Raw genomic sequence first — 17,408 nt, 5'->3', positions numbered from 1 at the left:
ACCGATACGTTCGCGTTCCGGTACACTGGCGTATCGATAGGGCGTACGCCACACTGGGTACGCCACCGGGAAGCGGACCTGGCACCGGCACGAGCGAGGAGAAGCGCCATGACGTCGCAGGCAGCGGACGGACCGGAGACGGTCGCCGCCTCGCGCCGCTCCAAGATCACGCCCGAGCGTGAGCAGGAGTTCTTCGACGCCGTGCTCGACCAGATCCGCGCCTGCGGCTACGACGCGCTCACCATGGAGGGCATCGCCGCCAGCACCCGGTGCAGCAAGTCGACGCTCTACCGGCAGTGGCGTACGAAGCCGCAGTTCGTGGCCGCCGCGCTGAGGGCCAACCACTGCCCCAAGTTCATCGGCATCGACACCGGCTCGCTCGCCGGCGACCTGTGCGCCGCCGCGCGCGCGGCGGGGGAGCGGTCCGACGAGGACACGCGCCTGCTGCAGGCGCTGGGCCAGGCCATCGTGCAGGACGAGGAGCTCCAGTGCGCCCTGCGCGACGCGCTGGTCGAGCCGGAGCTGGGCGCGCTGCGGGAGATGGTGCGGCGCGCGGTCGACCGGGGCGAGATCGCCGCCGACCACCCGGCGCTGGAGTTCGTGCCGGCGCAACTGCTCGGCATCATGCGCGTACGGCCCGTCCTGGAGGGCCGCTACGCGGACGCGGACTACCTGGTCCGCTATGTGGAGGCGGCCCTGCTGCCCGCGCTCGGACTGTCCGGGCCCACCTGAGACCCAGGCCGCCGTCCACGGGATGACTGGACGGTGACCTGCTCGCGCCGCACCGTGGGGACGGGGGCGGCGCGCACCGCCCGGCCGGGTGGGGTTCCTCTTGAGCGGAGAGGCGCCCCACCCGGCCGTCCGGCGTTCCGGGGGCCGTGGAGGGGCGCGGCGGACCGGCGGCGGACCGGCGGTCGGGCGCGTACGGGGCCGTCGTGGAGGAAGCCGGTTCCCGGCCCCGGCGGGGCGGTGCTGGGGCCGGTACTGCGGGGCCGGGGGGAGACCGGCCGCCGCGGTGTCGGGCGGCGGCCGTCCTCCCGGTTCCGGTCCGGTGGTCAGACGTCCTGTCCGCTGCCGGCGACGGCGGACTTCTTGATGCCCTTGGTGATCTCGTCGATGACGGACTGCTTCGGCGCCTTCGCGCCGACGTCGATGCCGAACCGCACGACGACGATCCGCTTCGCGTCGGCAGGCGCGGGGAAGGCCAGCGACTCGACGTAGCCGTCGGCGCCCTTGTCCGTGACCACCTTCCAGCGGACCGCGTAGCCCTTCTGCCCGGCCACCGTCACGGCCCTGGAGGACAGCTCCTGGTGCGAGGTGAGGCCGCCGTAGCTCTTGCCCCCGTACGACTCCTCGGCGTTCTTCGCGATGTCCTCCTTCGCGGCGGCCTCCGCCGTCGTCGCCTTCAGCTCAAGCGCGAGCGCGGGGGCGGAGTAGGCGCCGCCGCGGGTGCAGGTGGCGGAGGTGTCGCCGGGGCATTTGTACGAGTCCTTGGACGTCACCTGCGCGCCCACCTGGAGGGGCCCGCCGCTCCAGCCGTCCGGAACCGGCAGGCTGATGCCGTTGACGGGGTCCGCGGCGAAGCCGTCCTCGGAGGGCAGCGGCTGCGGCGAACCGCTCTCGCCGCCGCCGGGGCCGCCTTCCGGACCGTCCTCCTGGCCCGGGGGGCCGCCCGGCCGGGTGGGCGTCGGCCGGGCGTCGTCCCGGCCGCCGCCCGAACCGCCGTCGGCGGTCAGGGCGTACACACCGCCGCCGATGCCCGCGAGCACGGCCACGGCCGCGGCGACGGCTATCGCCGTGCGCACCCCGCGGCGCCCGCGGGGCGGGGCACCGGGGTACGTGGCGCCGGGCGCGTACGCCGGGGGACCCCATGCGGCGGCCGAGTCCGCGGGGCGCGTCTGGTCAGTCCATGCCCTGCCGTCCCACCAGCGCTGGGTCGCGGGGCCGTTGATCGTCTGCCCGGGGTCGGGGTACCAGCCGGGGGGAGTCGCCTGCGTCATGGGTCCACCGTATGAGGCGTGGGTGAAAGCCGGATGAGAGGACCCCGGTCTTCCGCACTTCGTGACCTTCCGGGGCGCACCGGAGCCGGACCCCGGAGCCGGTTGCAGGGCTTGTGCCTGTGTCCCTGCCACCGCCTGCGCCGGCGTCCGTGCCTGCGCCCGTGCCCGTGCCTGTGCCTGGGGTCGTGCCTTTGTCTGCGGCCGTGGTGCCTGCGCCGCCCGTACCTGTGGCAGTGGGGCCTCCGCCGAGCCCGTGTCCGGGTTCGGGCTCGGGTGGCCCCGGAGCCCGGAGCCCGGAGCCGTAGCCCGGAGCCCGTAGCTGTAGCCCGGAGCCGGAGCCGGAGCCGGCGGCGAGGTCGGAGCCTGGTGCGGGGCACCGGGGACTGATTCCGGTGCCGGGCCCCGCGTACCCCGCGGTGCCGGTGCGCCCGGGACGGCTTGGCCGGCGGCTCCCCCGCCCGGGCGGCGGCCGGGAATCCGTACCCCCGACCGCTCCTTCTGACGGCCCGTCACCCGCTGCCGCGCCGGTCGGCGGCGGGACTCGTCGCCTTCGCGCCGCGGCAGTCACCCGTCGCGGCAACAGGTGACGCGACGGGGCTCCACGGCGGCGCCCGGAGGGCTAGGCTCGATGCCTGTACGTCGTTTGGGCGACCTGGGGAGGTAGCGGGATGACGGAGGCACGGCCGGGGACGGCCGCCTCGGCACCCCTCTGGGAGCGCGACGCGGAACTCGCCGCCGTCGCCGAGGCCGTCGACGCCCTGTGCGCGGGATCCGCCGCCGGCAGCCTGCTGGTCTTCACCGGAGAGGCGGGCATCGGCAAGACCGCCCTGCTCGCCGAGGTGCGCAGGATGGCGGAGGGCCGCTGCACGGTGTGGTCCGCGCGCGGCGGCGAGACCATCACGTCCGTTCCCTTCAATGTCGTACGGCAGTTGCTCCAGCCCGCTCTCGTGGCGCTCATGCCGGACGAGGCGCGCGAGTACTTCGGCGACTGGTACGACATCGCGGGCCCCGCTCTCGGCATAGCGGAACCGGGCGCCCGGCAGGCCGACCCGCAGGGCGTGTGCGACGGCCTGGTCGCCGCCGTGCGCAGGCTCGCCCGGCGCGAGTGGCCGCTGGTCCTGCTCGTCGACGACGCGCACTGGGCGGACCAGGAGACCCTGCACTGGCTCGCCGCGTTCACCGAGCGGCTCGACGACCTCCCGGTCCTCGTCGTGGTCGCCCGGCGCCCGGGCGACGCCACCGCGGACGGCGCCCGCCATCTCGCGGCGATCGGCGCGGCGGCCCGGTCACTGCCCGCCCTGCGCGCCCTCACCCCGGACGCGACGGCCGGGCTGACGCGGGCCACGCTCGGCGCGCACGCGGACGGCCCGTTCTGCCGCGAGGTCTGGGCGGTCACCGGCGGCAACCCCTACGAGACCGTGGAACTCCTCGCGAAGGTCCAGGACACCGACCTCCAACCCACCGAGGACTCCGCCCCCGAACTGCGCGCACTCAACCGCTCCGCGCGAGGCCGCGGACTCGTCGACCGGCTCGAGGGCCTCGGTGTGGACGCCACACGGTTCGCCTGGGCGGCGGCGATCCTCGGCACGCAGATCTCGCTGCACCTGGCGGCCGAACTCGCGGGCATGCAGCGGGACGAGGCCGAGCACTGCGCCGAACTCCTGAACGCGGCGCGCATTCTCACCGGAGTCGACCCGTCGGACGGCCGGACGGCGGACGGGGAGCTGGAGTTCGTGCACCCGCTGATCGCCAGCGCCGTCTACCGGTCGATCCCGGACGCGCTGCGCACCGCCATGCACGGGGTCGCCGCCTCGGTCGTGACCGCGTCGGGGCTCGGTGCCGCCGCGGCCTCCCGCCATCTGCTGGAGGTGCACCCGGACGACGACCCGGAGCTCGTGGAGCAGATGCGCGAGGCGGCCGGCGAACACCTCGCGGTCGGTGCCCCGGACGCCGCCCGCCGCTGCCTGGAGCGGGCCCTGCTGGAGCCCCCGCTGCCCGAGGTCCACGCGCGCGTGCTCTACGAACTGGGCTGCGCCACGCTGCTGACCTCGCCGGCCACGACGATCGGGCATCTGCGGGAAGCGCTGTCCGTGCACGGGCTGGAGGACGAACTGCGGGTCGACGCGGTCTGCCGGCTCTCGCAGGCGCTCGTCCACAACGACTAGTTGGAGGAGGCCGTCTCCACGGTCGACGCGGAGGCCGCCCGGCTGCAGCCGGGGCCCGCCCGGATGCGCCTCCAGGCGGTGCACTACATGTGGGAGGGCATCCACGCGGGCGAGGAGGACGCCTCCGGCCGTTCCCGCAGCCTCGCCGAACTGGTCGAGCCGCTGACGGGCCGCGACAACTCCGAGCGCGCCCTGCTGATCCTGCGGGCCTTCGACGCCATGACCCGCGGGGAGAACGCCCAGGAGGTCGCCGAACTGTGCGACCGCGCCCTCGTCAACGGCCGTCTCGCGCCCGGGCTCGGCTGGACCGACACCGAGTGGAGCTTCGAGCTCCTCATGATGCTCGGCATCTCGTACACCTACGTGGACCGTCTCGACCGCGCGGAGAGCCTCTTCACGGAGGCGCAGCGCGCGTACGAGTCCGCGGGCTGGAGCGGCGGCCACCTCGCCCTCGCGCACGCCTTCGGCGGGTACGTGCTGCGCAGGCGCGGCCGGCTCGTCGACGCGGAGGGCTTCCTGCGCGAGGCGCTGCGGCTGGCCGACCGGGTGGGCCGCGGGCTGCCCATGCACTGGTCCGCCGCGTGCATGCTCATCGACACCCTGCTCGCCCGCGGCCATGTCACGGCGGCCGAGGAGATCGCGGAGCGGTACTCCTTCGAACCGCCCCATCCCTCCACGATCGTGCTGCCGGACACCCACTCGATAAGGGGCCGTCTGCTGATCGCCACCGGCCGGTTCGAGGACGGCGTCAACGAACTGGAGACCGCCGAGAAGATCTCCGGGGCCCGCGGCGGCCACAACACGGTGATGGCGCCCTGGGCGGGCGACCTGGCCCGCGCGCTCGCGGCCGAGGACCCGCGGCGCGCCGCGGCGGTGGCCGCCGACGCCCGCGCGCAGGCAGAGCGGTTCGGCACCGACACGGCCATAGGCGAAGCCCTGCGCTGCGCCGCCGCCCTGGAGACCGGGCAGCGGTCGGTCGCGCTCCTCGCGCAGGCCGTCGCCTACCTGGAGGCGTCGCCCTGCGCGTACGAGCACGCCGCGGCCCGGGTCGAGTACGGCATCGCCTCCCGTTCCGTCACCGAGATCAAGCGCGGTCTGACGCTGGCGCGTTCCTGCGGCGCGGACGGCCTGGTGGCCAGGGCGAGGGAGGCGCTGGACTCGGGTCTCGTGGCCCGCTGAGGCGGCGCCCGGGAGGTGGCCGGCGGGCCCGCCCGAACAGGCCCGCTACGAGGCCGCCTCCTCCTCGGCGAGGACCCGCTGGGCAACGGCGAAGGCCGAGTTGGCCGCCGGGACCCCGCAGTAGACGGCGGTCTGGAGCAGCACGGCGCCGATCTCCTCCGGGCTCAGCCCGTTGCGGCGGGCCGCGCGCACATGCATCGCCAGCTCGTCGTAGTGGCCGTGCGCGACCAGCGCGGTCAGCGTGATCATGCTGCGCTCACGGCGGGACAGCGTCGGGTCGGTCCAGATCTCGCCCCACGCGTAGCGCGAGATGAAGTCCTGGAAGCGCGCGGTGAACGGCGACTGCCGTTCCTGCGCGCGGTCCACGTGCGCGTCGCCCAGAACCTGCCGCCGGACCTCCATGCCCAGTCCAGCGTCCCCGCCGAGGTGCGCCCGCAGCGCCGCGAGGACGGCCTCCGGGCGTTCCGCCGGGGCGAGGTGCGAGGCGCCCGGGATCTCCACGAGCGCGGCGCCGGGCACCGCGTCCGCGATCTCGCGCAGGTGCGCGGGCGGGGTCGCCGGGTCCTCGCGTCCCGCGACGAGCAGGGTGGGCGCCACGATGCGGGGCAGCAGTTCGCGGATGTCGAAGGCCGCGAGCGCGTCGCAGCAGGCGGCGTACGCCCCGGAGTCGGCGGTGCGGTGGTCCTCCACCAGCGCGGGCACGGTGAAGCCGGGGGTGAACCACCGGGCGTGGGCCCCGCGGGCCAACTCGTCCAGCCCTTCGGCCCGTACCTTCGCGGCCCGCTCCCGCCACGGCCCAGGACCGTTGAAGTGGGCGGAGGAGCAGACCACGGCGAGCCGGTCGATCCGCTCCGGGTGGTGGACGGCGAGATGCAGCCCCACCGCGCCGCCGAGCGAGACACCCGCGTACGAGAAGCGGTCGAGGCCGAGCGAGTCGGCGAGCGCGAGGACCAGCGCGGCGAGGTCGGCGACGGTCGCGCCGGGTCCGATCAGCGCGGCGGGGGAGCGGCCGTGGCCCGGGAGGTCCCAGCGCACCACCCGGTGGGTGACGGAGAGTTCGGGCGCCACCTTGTCCCACAGGGCCGTCGAGGTGCCCAGGGAGGGTGCCAGGAGGAGCGGCGGAGCCGTGGCGGGCCCCTCCGCGCGGTGGTGGGGCACCTTGCCGTCGGCACGGGGTGTGGGGGTGGTCAACGTCGCTCCAGGGCACGGTCGGTGAGGGCTCCAGCGGAGCCGGTGTACTGGGCGGGGTCGGTGAGGTCCGTCAGGTCGACGCCCTTCAACTCGGGCTCCCCGGCCAGGATTTCCGCCAGCGGTACGTCCTCGGAGGTGGCCCGCCGGGCGGCCTCCGTCAGCAGGTGCCGCGCTCCGGCGCGTCCGAGCACGGGGGCGAGTTCCGCCGACAGCCGCTCGGAGACGATCAGTCCGTGGGTGAGGCCGAGGTGGTCCCGCATGGCCTGTGGGTGCACCCGGAGGCCCTCGGTGAGCGGGACCGCGTCGCGGGCGGCGCCGCCGACCAGGCGCAGCAGGTCCCGCAGGGGCTCCCATTCGGCGTGCCAGGCACCGGCGGGCCGCTCGTCCTCCGCCGCCAGGGACCCGTACAGCGTGGCGGCGAGCTGCGGCGCCCGGCGGGCGGCGGCCGCGACGAGGGTGGCGCGGACCGGGTTCGCCTTGTGCGGCATGGCGGAGGACCCGCCGCCCGTCCCCTCGCTCAGCTCGCGGATCTCCGTCCTGCCCAGGATGAGGACGTCCGCCGCGGTCCTGCCGAGGGCACCCGCGGTGAACGCGAGCGCGCCCGCGAGGTCGGCGACCGGCGTACGCAGCGTGTGCCAGGGCAACTCCGGTGCTCGCAGCCCGAGTTCGGCGGCATAGGCCTCGACGACGGCCGTCGGGTCCGGTGCCCCGTACGCGCCGAGTGCCGCCAGTGTTCCCGCGGCGCCCCCGAGTTGGGCGGGCAGCGCGTCCCGTACCGCCCGGAGGCGGTCGCGGGCGTCCAGCACCAGGGCGCGCCAGCCGGCGGCCTTCAGGCCGAACGTGGTCGGTACGGCGTGCTGGGTGAGCGTGCGCCCCGGCATGGCCGTGTCCCGGTGCTCGCGGGCGTGCCGCTCCAGCGCGGCCTCCACGCGGGCGAGGTCCGCCAGGACCAGGTCCAGGGTGCGCACGGCCACCAGCATCGCGGCCGTGTCCATGATGTCCTGGCTGGTCGCGCCCCGGTGGACGTACGGGGCGTGCTCGGCGCCGACCGCCGCCGTCAGGTCCGCCACCAGCGGGATCACCGGGTTGCCGCCCGTTCGGGCGCGCAGCGCGAGGGAGCGGACGTCGAAGCGCGACACGTCGGCCGCCCCGGTGACGGCGTCCGCGGCCGCCGCCGGGGCGAGGCCGAGCGAGGCCTGCGCGCGCGTGAGTGCCGCCTCCGCGTCGAGCAGCGCCCGCAGGAAGGCGAGGTCGCCGGTCGCCGATTCGGCGGGGGAGCCGGCGCGCCCGGGGGCGAGCAGACCGGCGTCGGTGCATGCGGGTTCGGCAGGTGTCACGTGAACTCCAGGAAGACCGTCTCGCCCTCGCCCTGAAGGCGGATGTCGAAACGGTACGTCCGGTGCGGGCCCCCGGCCGCGAGCAACGTGCCCCGCCGGCCGGCCGGGAGGGCGTCCAGCAGCGGGTCCGTGCCGTCGGCGAGGTAGGCGCGGGTGAACAGGTGGTGCGTCAGCCCGCGCGCGAACACGCACACGCTGATGTACGGCAGCCCCGCGTTGCCCGGCATCAGTGTGTGCAGCGCGTAGTGCCCGTCGGCGTCCGTGGGGACCCTGCCGAAGCCGGTGAAGCCGACGCCGTCGCGGCCCGCGAACCCGCCCGTCGAGGGGTCGCGGCGCATCGAGCCCGGGGCGCCCGTCACCGAGCCGTCGGGTGCCGCCTGCCAGAAGTCCAGCAGGGCGTCGGGGACGGTCCGGCCCTCGCCGTCGTACACGTGCCCGTGCAGGGTGATCGCGTCGGGCCGGCCCTGCGGCGCGACCCGGCCGCCGTCCGGGAAGGGCAGCGCGTGCCCGTAGAACGGGCCGATGGTGTGGGACGGGGTGGGGAGCAACCTCTCGGTCATGCGGAGCGGCCTTCCTCGATCCAGGTGGCGGAGGGACCGTCGAGGACGATGTCCCACTCGTAGCCCAGGGAGAACCCGGGCCGGGAGAGCGTGTGCCGGTAGGTGGCGACCAGACGGTCGCGGGCCGCCTCGTCCGTCACGGACCGCAGGATCGGGTCGTACCGGAACAGCGGGTCGCCGGGGAAGTACATCTGCGTCACGAGCCGCTGGGTGAACGCGGATCCGAAGACGGAGAAGTGGATGTGCGCGGGCCGCCACGCGTTGGCGTGGTTGCCCCACGGGTAGGGGCCCGGCTTGACGGTGGTGAAGGCGTACCGTCCATGATCGTCCGTCAGGGTGCGGCCCACACCGGTGAAATGGGGGTCGAGCGGTGCCGGGTGCTGCTCGCGCAGATGGGCGTACCGGCCTGCGGCGTTGGCCTGCCAGACCTCGACGAGCTGGCCGCGCACGGGACGGCCGTCGCGGTCCAGCAGCCGGCCCGAGACGGTCATGCGCTCGCCGATCGGCTCGCCGCGGTGCTGGAGCGTCAGATCGCTGTCGTGCTCGGTGATGTCGGTGACCCCGAAGACCGGCCCCGACAGCTCGACCGTCTCCGGGTCGCCCCCGCCCACCGCGACCAGCGGCTGCTTCGGGTGCCGCAGCAGGGAGCTGCGGTACGGGGCGTAGTCGCGCCGGGCGTGGTGCTCGACCGGGGCGCCGCCGGCGACCGCCTTGTCGTACGCGTCCTGGAGGTCCTTGATCTCGACGTCGATGTCGGACTGGGTGAGAGCCATGGTGGGGGCGGTTCCTATCGTTCGAGGACGAGGGCGAGGCCCTGGCCGACGCCGATGCAGAGGGTGGCGACGCCGACTCCCGAGCCCTTGCGGGCCAGTTGGTGGGCGACGGTGCCGGCGAGACGGGCGCCGGAGGCGCCGAGGGGGTGGCCGAGCGCGATGGCGCCGCCCTGCGGGTTGAGGACCGCGGGGTCGAACTCCGGCCACTCGGCGACGCAGCCGAGGACCTGGGCGGCGAACGCCTCGTTCAGTTCGAGGGTGGACACGTCGTCGAAGGTCCGGCCGGCCTTGGCGAGGGCGCGGTTCACCGCCTCGACGGGGGCCAGCCCGAAGTAGTGCGGGTCCAGCGCGCTGACACCGGTGGCCCGCACCCGGGCGAGCGGCTCGCGCCCGGTCGCGCGCAGGCCCTCCTCGTCCACCACGAGCAGCGCGGCGGCGCCGTCGTTCAGCGGCGAGGCGTTGCCGGCCGTGACGGTGCCGTCCTCGGTGCGGAAGGACGGCTTCAGACGGGCCATCGCGTCCGCGGACGCGTCCGCGCGCACGCATTCGTCGGCGTCGACGACGACCGGGTCGCCCTTGCGGCGGGGGACGGACACGGGCACGGTCTCGGCGTCGAAGAGCCCGCCGGCCCGGGCACGGGCCGCCTTGCGGTGGCTGGCGAGGGCGAACTCGTCCTGCTGCTCGCGGGTGATCTTGTGCTTGTCCGCGATGAGTTCGGCCGATTCGCCGAGCGGGACGGTCCACCGGGGTTCCATCCTCGGGTTGACCATGCGCCAGCCGAGGGTGGTGGAGTACAGCTCGGTGTGCCCGGTGGGGAAGGCCCTGTCGCTCTTGGGCAGGACGTAGGGGGCGCGGGTCATCGACTCGACGCCGCCCGCGACGGCGATCGAGGCGTCGCCGCACGCGACGGCCCGGGCCGCCTGGATGACGGCTTCGAGGCCGGAGGCGCACAGGCGGTTGACGGTCACCCCGGGCACCGAGGTGGGCAGGCCCGCGAGGAGCGCGGCCATCCGGCCCACGTTGCGGTTGTCCTCACCGGCGCCGTTGGCGTTCCCGAAGTACACGTCCTCGATCCGCGAGGGGTCCAGGTCCGGTGTGCGGGCGAGGAGTTCACGGATGGCGTGGGCGGCCAGGTCGTCCGGGCGGACGCCCGCCAGGCCGCCGTTGTACTTGCCGAACGGGGTGCGGACTGCGTCGACGATGTAGACGTCCTTCACGACGGGTGCTCCTCGGGGAGGTGGAGTGGGGCTGCTGTCCTGGCGACGATCTCGTCCGTGCTCACGCCGGGCGCGGTCTCGATCAGTACCAGTCCGCCGGCGGTGACGTCGAGCACGCCGAGGTCGGTGATCACGCGGTCGACGCAGGCCTTGCCGGTCAGGGGCAGGAGGCACTCCCGGAGAATCTTCGGCGAACCGTCCTTGGCGGTGTGGGTCATCACCACGACGACGGTCCGGGCGCCGTGCACGAGGTCCATCGCCCCGCCGATGCCGGTGATCATCCTGCCCGGTACGGCCCAGTTGGCGAGGTCGCCCCCGGCGGAGACCTGCATCGCGCCGAGCACGGCCACGTCGATGTGCCCGCCGCGGATCATGCCGAAGGAGAGCGAGGAGTCGAAGTAGGAGGCGCCGGGCAGCACGGTGACGGTCTCCTTCCCGGCGTTGATGAGGTCCGGGTCGACCTGGTCCTCGTCGGGGTACGGGCCGGTGCCCAGGATGCCGTTCTCGGACTCCAGGACCACCTCGACGCCCGCCGGGAGGTAGTTGGGGATCAGCGTCGGCAGACCGATGCCGAGGTTCACGTACTGCCCGTCGCGCAGTTCACGCGCAGCCCGCGCCGCCATCTCTTCCCTGCTCCAGGCCATTACCGGCTCACCGTCCGCTTCTCGATCCGCTTGTCGCCGGCCTGCTCGGGCGTCAGGGCCACCACGCGCTGGACGAAGATGCCCGGCAGGTGCACCGCGTCCGGGTCGATCCCGCCCGGCTCCACGAGTTCCTCCACCTCGGCGACGGTCACCCGGCCGGCCATGGCGGCCAGCGGATTGAAGTTCCGCGCGGACTTGTTGAAGACGAGGTTCCCGTGCCGGTCGCCCCGGGCGGCCCGGACGAGCGCGAAGTCGGTGCGGATGCCGTGCTCCAGCACGTACTCCTTGCCGTCGAACTCCCTCACCTCCTTCGGCGGCGAGGCGAGCGACACCCCGCCCTCGCCGTCGTAGCGCCAGGGCAGACCGCCGTCGGCGACCTGCGTACCGACCCCGGCCGGCGTGTAGAAGGCCGGGATGCCGGCGCTGCCCGCCCGCAGGCGCTCGGCCAGCGTGCCCTGCGGGATCATCTCGACCTCCAGCTCCCCCGCCAGGTACTGCCGGGCGAACTCCTTGTTCGCGCCGATGTAGGACCCCGTCACACGGGCGATCCGGCCCGCCGCGAGCAGCACCGCGAGGCCGGACTCCATGGCCCCGCAGTTGTTGGACACCACTCCCAGGTCGGACACCCCGCGCTCGTACAGCGCCCGGATCAGTACGTCAGGGACGCCGCTGAGGCCGAAGCCGCCGACCGCCAGGGTCGCGCCGTCCGGTACATCGGCCACTGCCTCGGCGGCGGTGGCGACCACCTTGTCCATCTGCGAAGCCCCATCTCTCCCGAACGTAGAGCTGCCCAGTTAGTCAGGGCACTGAGTATTTCTTCGAGGTTTCAACACGCTGCCATTCCTGTCGGTGGCCGTCAAGACCTCAAGGGAAAGAGCGGTTCGGCACCTCCTGCCTCGACGAGACAGGGAGTCGGCGCCCCCGGTATTGTTCAGTGCACCGACAAACGAGGAGCGCACATGGCCGCGGTGGATCTGTCCGCCCACCCCGGGCACCTGGCCCGGCGGCTCCAGCAGGCGCACCACCTGCTGTGGAACACGATGGTCTCCGAGGAGATCACCTCACCGCAGTTCGCGGTCCTGAACGCGCTCGTCGCGGAACCGGGCCTCGACCAGCGCACGGTGGGGGAGCGGGTGGGGCTCGACCGGTCCACCATCGCCGAGGTCATCAGCCGGCTGGACCGGCGAGGGCTGCTGGGCAAGGTCCGGGACCCGCAGGACGGGCGCCGCTTCCTGCTGCGGCTCACGGAGGACGGCGTCCGTGTCCACCGCAAGCTGACCGTGCGGACGGCACGGATGAACCAGGTCTTCCTCGGCCCGCTCTCCGGCGCGGAGCAGGCAGTGTTCCTCGACCTCATCCGGCGGGTGGCGGACGCCGCGGAGGGGCTGCGCAACCCCGGCGGCGCGGCGGAGTCCCTCGCGGGCCGGAGCTGAGCCCCGGGCCTACGGGTCCGCCGTACCGGGGGCCCGCCGGCCGGGCGCCCCGGACCCGGACCCGGCGGCGACCGCGCCGGGACCCGGACCCGGCGGCCACCGCGCCGGGACCTGGACCCGCGACGGCCCCGCAGGGACCGCCCCGCTGGGACGCCCCGCCGTGACCGCCCCGCCGGGCGCTCACGCCTTGGCGAACACCACCCAGACCTGGCCCTTCGCGAAGTTCAAGGGCTTTCCTGCCTTCGTCGTGAACACGGTCCCGTCCTCGGCCGCCGGCCGCTTCCACTCGGCGTCGAAGACCTTGCCGTCCCGCAGCACCTTCGCCGTGCCGGAGCCCACCGTCTCCGTGAACGGGGTGTTGTTGCCCAGGAAGTCGTGGAACTCGGACTTGCGGACCGTCACGTACTGGACCACCACCGTCGCCGCGGCCACCCGCTTCCCGTCGGTGGCCACCGACGGCGACCCGTCCATCGACACCAGCCACCGCCGCCGGTCCTCGGACCAGTCGAAGGTGAAGCGGGCCGCCGGGAAGCGGACCGTACGGCTGTCCTCGGCGCGCCCGCCCCGGGGTGCCGCGCCGTACGTGAACCCCGTCGTGAGCGCGTCGGCGCCCGGCGCGGACGACAGCAGGCGCTCCGGGCGCAGGTACAGGTTGTGCGGTGTCGCCTTGTCCGTCCCCCGGAAGTAGGCCTTCGACTCCTCCTTCGGGGAGGCCACCCGCAGCGGCGCCCCGTCGATCAGGGGGAGCAGTTTGCCCTGCGCCCCGGAGAAGGCGAGGGTCGGACGCTGGAACTGGCGCAGCAGTTCGAGGTCGGACTCCCGGGCGCTTCGTACCGGGCCGATCGTCTTGGGGAGGTCGGTCGCGTAGACCGCCATCAGCCTGCTGAGCCCGCCTTCCACCTGCTCGGCGTACACGACGTCCGCGGCGTCCAGGCCGGTGTGGGGCCGGGCGGCGGGAGCGTTGTCGATCTTCACCGCGAGGGGTGAGCCGACCGCCGGGGCCGGGTCCGCGCTCGGGCTGGTCGGTGCGGGGCCGTCCGACGTCCTGCCGCGTCCGTCGTCGACCTGCCCGCGGGGTGTCGTCGTGCAACCGACGGCCAGGACGGCCGTCACCGTGGCGGCCAGCAGCGCCGCAGCCGTCGTGCCGCGCCGTCTGTGCGCGCTCTGCATCATGCCCACCGTTGCCACCATGTCTCGTGTGAATGATTGTGCGCTTATCAGTTCGTTCATGGCCATACCCGCTCGGTTCTGTCCGCGCGCGCGGAATAAGCCGTTCAGCCCAAGTCGATGATCGATCGATACCTTCGGGGTCCTGCGGGCGCGCTCGCCCCCGCCTCCGCCGGTGCCCGGCTCCCGTGCCCACCGCCCTGCCCGCACCCGCCCTCCCGGCCGCCCACTGCCCGCCTGCCCGGCGAGGGGCGGTCCACCGCTTCCGCGGGCGGGCGGGTCCGCGGGGCGTGCGACCTGGCCCGGGGCGGCCCGGCGGACGGGTGGCGTCCGGTGCGGGGCGTGCGGCGGTTGCGTGTCGGAGCCGGAGCCGGAGCCGGAGCCGGAGTCGGAGTCGGGCCCGGGGGCTCCGGTCGGCGGGCTGCCGGATGCCGCCCTCGCGCCGGCCTTCGCGCACGAGATGGCCGGCGGGACGGTCACCGGGCTGCTCGGGAGTAGGCCTCCGGGGGCTTCGATCGCCATCCGTGGTCGCCTCCGTTCCGGACTGGACATGACCGTTCGTGCTCGGCTGCGACCGGTCGGGCGAGCCCTGGGCCGCCCCGCGGCCCGGTCCTGGCGGGACGGGGGTGATCGAGGCCGGTCGAAGCCATTCGGAATCAGTCAGGACCGGTCGGACCGGTCGGATCGGTCGGACCGACCAGCGGTGCGGGTCAGGGCCACCCGAAACCGTTCGCGGGAGCCCCTCGGCAGTGCTCCCGAACGCCTGTGGCCGCCCGTTCCACCGGCGACCGGCCCCGGCCCGTCGCCCTGGTCGCGACGGCGGAGCCGCGACGCTCCCGGCCGGGCCACCGAGTCACTCCGGTGGGCCGAGGATGTCCGCCAGGTCGTAGCCGACCGGCTCGTCGAGCTGGGTGTAGGTGCAGCTCTCCGGCGTCCGGTCCGGACGCCAGCGGCGGAAGCGGGCCGTGTGCCGGAACCGCTCGCGGTTCTCCATGTGGTCGTACGCCACCTCGCAGACCAGCTCGGGACGCAGGGGCACCCAGGAGAAGTCCTTCTTCTTCGACCAGCGGCTCGGCGCCCCGGGCAGCCGCGCCGAGTCGTGCGCCGACTCGTCCGTCCAGGCCGCCCAAGGGTGCTCCGAGGCCGACTCCATGCGCAGCGGCTCCAGCTCGCCGATCAGTTCGGCGCGCCGCTTCATCGTGAACGACGCGCACACCCCGACGTGCTGGAGCGTGCCGAGGTCGTCGTACAGGCCGAGGAGCAGCGAGCCGACGACCGGCCCGCTCTTGTGCAGCCGGTAGCCCGCGACGACGACGTCCGCGGTCCGCTCGTGCTTCACCTTGACCATCAGGCGCTCGTCCTGGCGGTAGCGGAGCGAGAGCGGCTTGGCGACGACCCCGTCGAGGCCCGCGCCCTCGTACTGCTCGAACCACCGCCGCGCCACCTCGATGTCCGTGGTCGCCGGTGCCACATGGACCGGTGCCGACACCCCCGACAGGGCCATGACCAGCAGTTTCCTCCGGTCGCTCAACGGCACGTCGAGCAGTGACTCGTCGGCGAGCGCCAGCAGGTCGAACGCGACGAACGACGCGGGGTTCCGCTCGGAGAGGGTCCGCACCCGCGACTCGGCCGGGTGGATGCGTTCCGTGAGCGCGTCGAAGTCCAGCCGTCCGTCGCGCGCGATCACGATCTCGCCGTCCATGACGCAGCGTTCCGGGAGCCGCTCCCGCAGGGCCTCGACCAGTTCGGGGAAGTACCGGACCAGCGACTTGGTCGACCTGCTGCCGATCTCGACCTCGTCGCCGTCCCGGAAGACGATCGCCCGGAATCCGTCCCACTTCGCCTCGTAGTGCATGTCCGGTGGAATCCGCGCGGCGGACTTGGCCAGCATGGGCTTCACGGGAGGCATCACCGGCAGATCCATGCTTCGACTCTACGAGTGGTCCTTGGTGTCCGCTCGCTACGCGTTTTCGTCCGGCATGGTCCGGCTGTCCTGCGGTTTTGCCGTCGCGGGTCAGCCGGACTGCGGGACGAACGTGAGACGCCGAGCCCCTTGGCCAGTCACCTTCGACGCCCTGCACGGCGTCAAGGGCCAGGTGCGCCGGCCGGTCCAGGAGAAGAAGGCCCACCACATCGCGGTGATCAAGGGAAACCGGCCGACCGCGCAGGCCCAGTTCAAGGCCCTGCCGTGGGAGCAGGTGCCCGTGGTGCACACCGTTTCCGGCATCGGGCGCGGCCGACGGGAGTCCCGTTCGGTCAGGACCATGGCCGGCGCGGCGAACCTGGGCGGATCGCCTTCCCTGAAGCGCGGCCGGCCCTGCTCATCCACCGGCGCCGCCAGGAGAGCGGCAGGCGGGGAGACGGGAGGATCCTTTCACTCCGGCCGTCGCCGGCGTATCACTTCACTGGCACTTTCATTCCGAACAGTTTCTCCGCATTTCGGAACGCAATCTTTTCCTTGTCTTCGCGTGGCAGATCGACTCCGCGGAACCAGTCGGTCTGCTCCTTTATGTCCGCGAACGGGTAGTCGGTTGCGAACATCACTCGATCCACGCTTATGTACTTCAGCAGGAGATTGAGCAGTTCGGTCTGGGGGAATGCGCTGGTCGTGACCCAGAAGTTGTCCTGGAAGTATTGCCCGATGGGCTTCTCGAGCGAGTTTTCGGTCGGCTCGCCCATGTCGTTGACGATCCGCTCGTAGTAGAAGGGAAGACCTTCGCCCATGTGGCCGATGATGATTTTCAGTTCGGGGAATCTGTCGAAGACCCCGTACGTGATCATCCGGATGCATTGGGTCAGCACCTCCTGGTGCCAGCCGTATCCGGACCCGCTGAAAATGTAGTCCTGGTACTCCTCCTTGTATTTGGACCGTGTGGTGCTGTAGTAGATCTCGAAGACCTCGTCGGCCGGATAGCCGGGATGCAGGTAGATCGGCACATCGAGAGCGACGGCACGTGCCAGCAGAGGCTCGAAGTCGGGATGATCGAGATACTTCTTCGCGATGTGTCCGTTGGTCAGTGCACCCAGGAAGCCATCCTCCCGAACCGAGCGTTCCAGTTCGTCCGCCGCCGCCTCCGGGCTCCGCAGGGGCAAGGTGGCGAAAGCCTTGAAGCGGTCCGGATACTTGGCGATCGGCCCGTCTGCAAGTTGCCGATTGAGGCGATGGGCAAGGTCGATACCCCTTTGCCCAGGGACATTTTGTACGGACGGGGTATGGGCGGAGAGGATTTGAACGTCGAGTCCCCCCGCGTCCATGTCGCCAATGCGGCGTCGGCCCAGGTCCGCAAGGCCAATTCCCTCCAGGAACGCTATGTGGTCCTGATTGATGGAGTTCAGCTTCAACAGCGTGGGAGTCGTAAAGGTCTCCTCCGTGCCGATGAAGGGCAGGTCCCGGTCTCGCAATGCAATGTCCGGATTCTTGTCCGGCGTCCTGTCCTCGTCCGCTGCCGAAACAGCGGCGTACGCGGACAGGCCGGCACCGGCGCCAAGTGCCGTGGAAGCGGCTAGAAATCCGCGACGTCCCATGGGCTTCATGTCGGTCCCTCTTCAGGTGTTCGTGTGGTGTGGTGTCCGTGCGGCATCCGTCTGCAGGACACGACGGGTTACGTCGCTTATCCGGACGCCCACTTCCTACCGACCGAACCTGAGACGAACGTTAATGCGGCCGCTCAGGCCGGTCGGCCGAACCAGGTGCCCAGTGCACGCACCGGGGCGTGGTGGCGCCCGGGTCCTCCTCGGCGGG

The 17,408-nt window shown here is 73.1% G+C and carries 13 protein-coding genes and 1 pseudogene; 3 read left to right on the top strand and 11 right to left on the bottom strand.

The annotated features are described in order from the left end of the window. Window positions 1-108: 108 nt before the first annotated feature. Window positions 109-732: a TetR/AcrR family transcriptional regulator gene (locus IE265_RS04450; RefSeq protein ID WP_190033979.1), complete on the top strand. Its 624-nt coding sequence runs from the start codon at window positions 109-111 to the stop codon at window positions 730-732. A gap of 323 nt (window positions 733-1,055) precedes the next feature. On the opposite strand, the gene IE265_RS04445 is transcribed toward IE265_RS04450, so the two are convergent. After that, entirely contained in the window at window positions 1,056-2,000 is a 945-nt protein-coding gene (locus IE265_RS04445) for a DUF2510 domain-containing protein (RefSeq protein ID WP_190033978.1), read from the bottom strand. A gap of 668 nt (window positions 2,001-2,668) precedes the next feature. Between IE265_RS04445 and IE265_RS04440 the strand changes: the two are divergent. After that, window positions 2,669-5,344: pseudogene (locus tag IE265_RS04440) on the top strand (ATP-binding protein). Between the two features lie 45 nt (window positions 5,345-5,389). Here IE265_RS04440 and pcaDC read toward each other — a convergent pair. The 7 genes from pcaDC to IE265_RS04405 are packed head-to-tail and all read right to left on the bottom strand — an operon-like array spanning window position 5,390 to window position 11,821. Next, a complete protein-coding gene (gene pcaDC, locus IE265_RS04435) occupies window positions 5,390-6,535 on the bottom strand; it encodes a bifunctional 3-oxoadipate enol-lactonase/4-carboxymuconolactone decarboxylase PcaDC (RefSeq protein WP_229916027.1) in 1,146 nt (381 codons plus the stop codon). Further along, window positions 6,532-7,872 carry a 3-carboxy-cis,cis-muconate cycloisomerase gene (pcaB, locus tag IE265_RS04430; RefSeq protein ID WP_190033977.1) on the bottom strand — a complete coding sequence of 447 codons (1,341 nt, stop codon included), beginning with the start codon at window positions 7,870-7,872 and terminating at the stop codon, window positions 6,532-6,534. The genes pcaDC and pcaB overlap by 4 nt, the downstream gene beginning before the upstream one ends. Further along, window positions 7,869-8,432 (bottom strand): protocatechuate 3,4-dioxygenase subunit alpha, encoded by a 564-nt coding sequence (pcaG, locus tag IE265_RS04425; protein ID WP_190033976.1) that lies wholly within the window; start codon window positions 8,430-8,432, stop codon window positions 7,869-7,871. Before pcaG ends, pcaB begins: the two co-directional genes overlap by 4 nt. Continuing rightward, complete coding sequence (pcaH, locus tag IE265_RS04420) at window positions 8,429-9,205, bottom strand: protocatechuate 3,4-dioxygenase subunit beta (protein WP_190033975.1); 777 nt, start codon at window positions 9,203-9,205, stop codon at window positions 8,429-8,431. The genes pcaG and pcaH overlap by 4 nt, the downstream gene beginning before the upstream one ends. A 14-nt stretch (window positions 9,206-9,219) precedes the next feature. Further along, entirely contained in the window at window positions 9,220-10,422 is a 1,203-nt protein-coding gene (locus tag IE265_RS04415) for a thiolase family protein (protein WP_190033974.1), read from the bottom strand. After that, complete coding sequence (locus IE265_RS04410) at window positions 10,419-11,066, bottom strand: CoA transferase subunit B (RefSeq protein WP_190033973.1); 648 nt, start codon at window positions 11,064-11,066, stop codon at window positions 10,419-10,421. The genes IE265_RS04415 and IE265_RS04410 overlap by 4 nt, the downstream gene beginning before the upstream one ends. Next, a complete protein-coding gene (locus IE265_RS04405; RefSeq protein ID WP_190033972.1) occupies window positions 11,066-11,821 on the bottom strand; it encodes a CoA transferase subunit A in 756 nt (251 codons plus the stop codon). The genes IE265_RS04410 and IE265_RS04405 overlap by 1 nt, the downstream gene beginning before the upstream one ends. A gap of 204 nt (window positions 11,822-12,025) precedes the next feature. Here IE265_RS04405 and IE265_RS04400 point away from each other — a divergent pair, with 204 nt between their 5' ends. Further along, window positions 12,026-12,499: a MarR family winged helix-turn-helix transcriptional regulator gene (locus IE265_RS04400; protein ID WP_190033971.1), complete on the top strand. Its 474-nt coding sequence runs from the start codon at window positions 12,026-12,028 to the stop codon at window positions 12,497-12,499. Window positions 12,500-12,679: 180 nt separating this feature from the next. On the opposite strand, the gene IE265_RS04395 is transcribed toward IE265_RS04400, so the two are convergent. The 3 genes from IE265_RS04395 to IE265_RS04385 all read right to left on the bottom strand — a co-directional run bounded on the left by IE265_RS04395 (window position 12,680) and on the right by IE265_RS04385 (window position 17,200). Next, window positions 12,680-13,690, bottom strand: a complete 1,011-nt coding sequence (locus tag IE265_RS04395) for a DUF3048 domain-containing protein (protein WP_229916026.1) — start codon at window positions 13,688-13,690, stop codon at window positions 12,680-12,682. Window positions 13,691-14,519: 829 nt separating this feature from the next. Beyond that, window positions 14,520-15,590 carry an ATP-dependent DNA ligase gene (locus tag IE265_RS04390; RefSeq protein WP_190033970.1) on the bottom strand — a complete coding sequence of 357 codons (1,071 nt, stop codon included), beginning with the start codon at window positions 15,588-15,590 and terminating at the stop codon, window positions 14,520-14,522. A gap of 473 nt (window positions 15,591-16,063) precedes the next feature. Beyond that, window positions 16,064-17,200 (bottom strand): amidohydrolase family protein, encoded by a 1,137-nt coding sequence (locus IE265_RS04385; RefSeq protein WP_190033969.1) that lies wholly within the window; start codon window positions 17,198-17,200, stop codon window positions 16,064-16,066. Window positions 17,201-17,408 lie beyond the last annotated feature (208 nt).

The sequence above is a fragment of the Streptomyces fructofermentans genome (assembly GCF_014651055.1).
Lineage (GTDB): Bacteria > Actinomycetota > Actinomycetes > Streptomycetales > Streptomycetaceae > Streptomyces > Streptomyces fructofermentans.
This window is presented reverse-complemented; position numbering and strand designations above follow the sequence as displayed.

Excerpts from the sequence above, each read along its gene's own strand:
- IE265_RS04390 (WP_190033970.1), bottom strand. The coding sequence starts at position 15,590 with ATGGATCTGCCGGTGATGCCTCCCGTGAAGCCCATGCTGGCCAAGTCC.
- IE265_RS04450 (WP_190033979.1), top strand. The coding sequence starts at position 109 with ATGACGTCGCAGGCAGCGGACGGACCGGAGACGGTCGCCGCCTCGCGC.
- IE265_RS04395 (WP_229916026.1), bottom strand. The coding sequence starts at position 13,690 with ATGGTGGCAACGGTGGGCATGATGCAGAGCGCGCACAGACGGCGCGGC.
- IE265_RS04410 (WP_190033973.1), bottom strand. The coding sequence starts at position 11,066 with ATGGCCTGGAGCAGGGAAGAGATGGCGGCGCGGGCTGCGCGTGAACTG.
- IE265_RS04400 (WP_190033971.1), top strand. The coding sequence starts at position 12,026 with ATGGCCGCGGTGGATCTGTCCGCCCACCCCGGGCACCTGGCCCGGCGG.
- IE265_RS04445 (WP_190033978.1), bottom strand. The coding sequence starts at position 2,000 with ATGACGCAGGCGACTCCCCCCGGCTGGTACCCCGACCCCGGGCAGACG.
- IE265_RS04385 (WP_190033969.1), bottom strand. The coding sequence starts at position 17,200 with ATGAAGCCCATGGGACGTCGCGGATTTCTAGCCGCTTCCACGGCACTT.
- IE265_RS04405 (WP_190033972.1), bottom strand. The coding sequence starts at position 11,821 with ATGGACAAGGTGGTCGCCACCGCCGCCGAGGCAGTGGCCGATGTACCG.
- pcaG (WP_190033976.1), bottom strand. The coding sequence starts at position 8,432 with ATGACCGAGAGGTTGCTCCCCACCCCGTCCCACACCATCGGCCCGTTC.
- pcaH (WP_190033975.1), bottom strand. The coding sequence starts at position 9,205 with ATGGCTCTCACCCAGTCCGACATCGACGTCGAGATCAAGGACCTCCAG.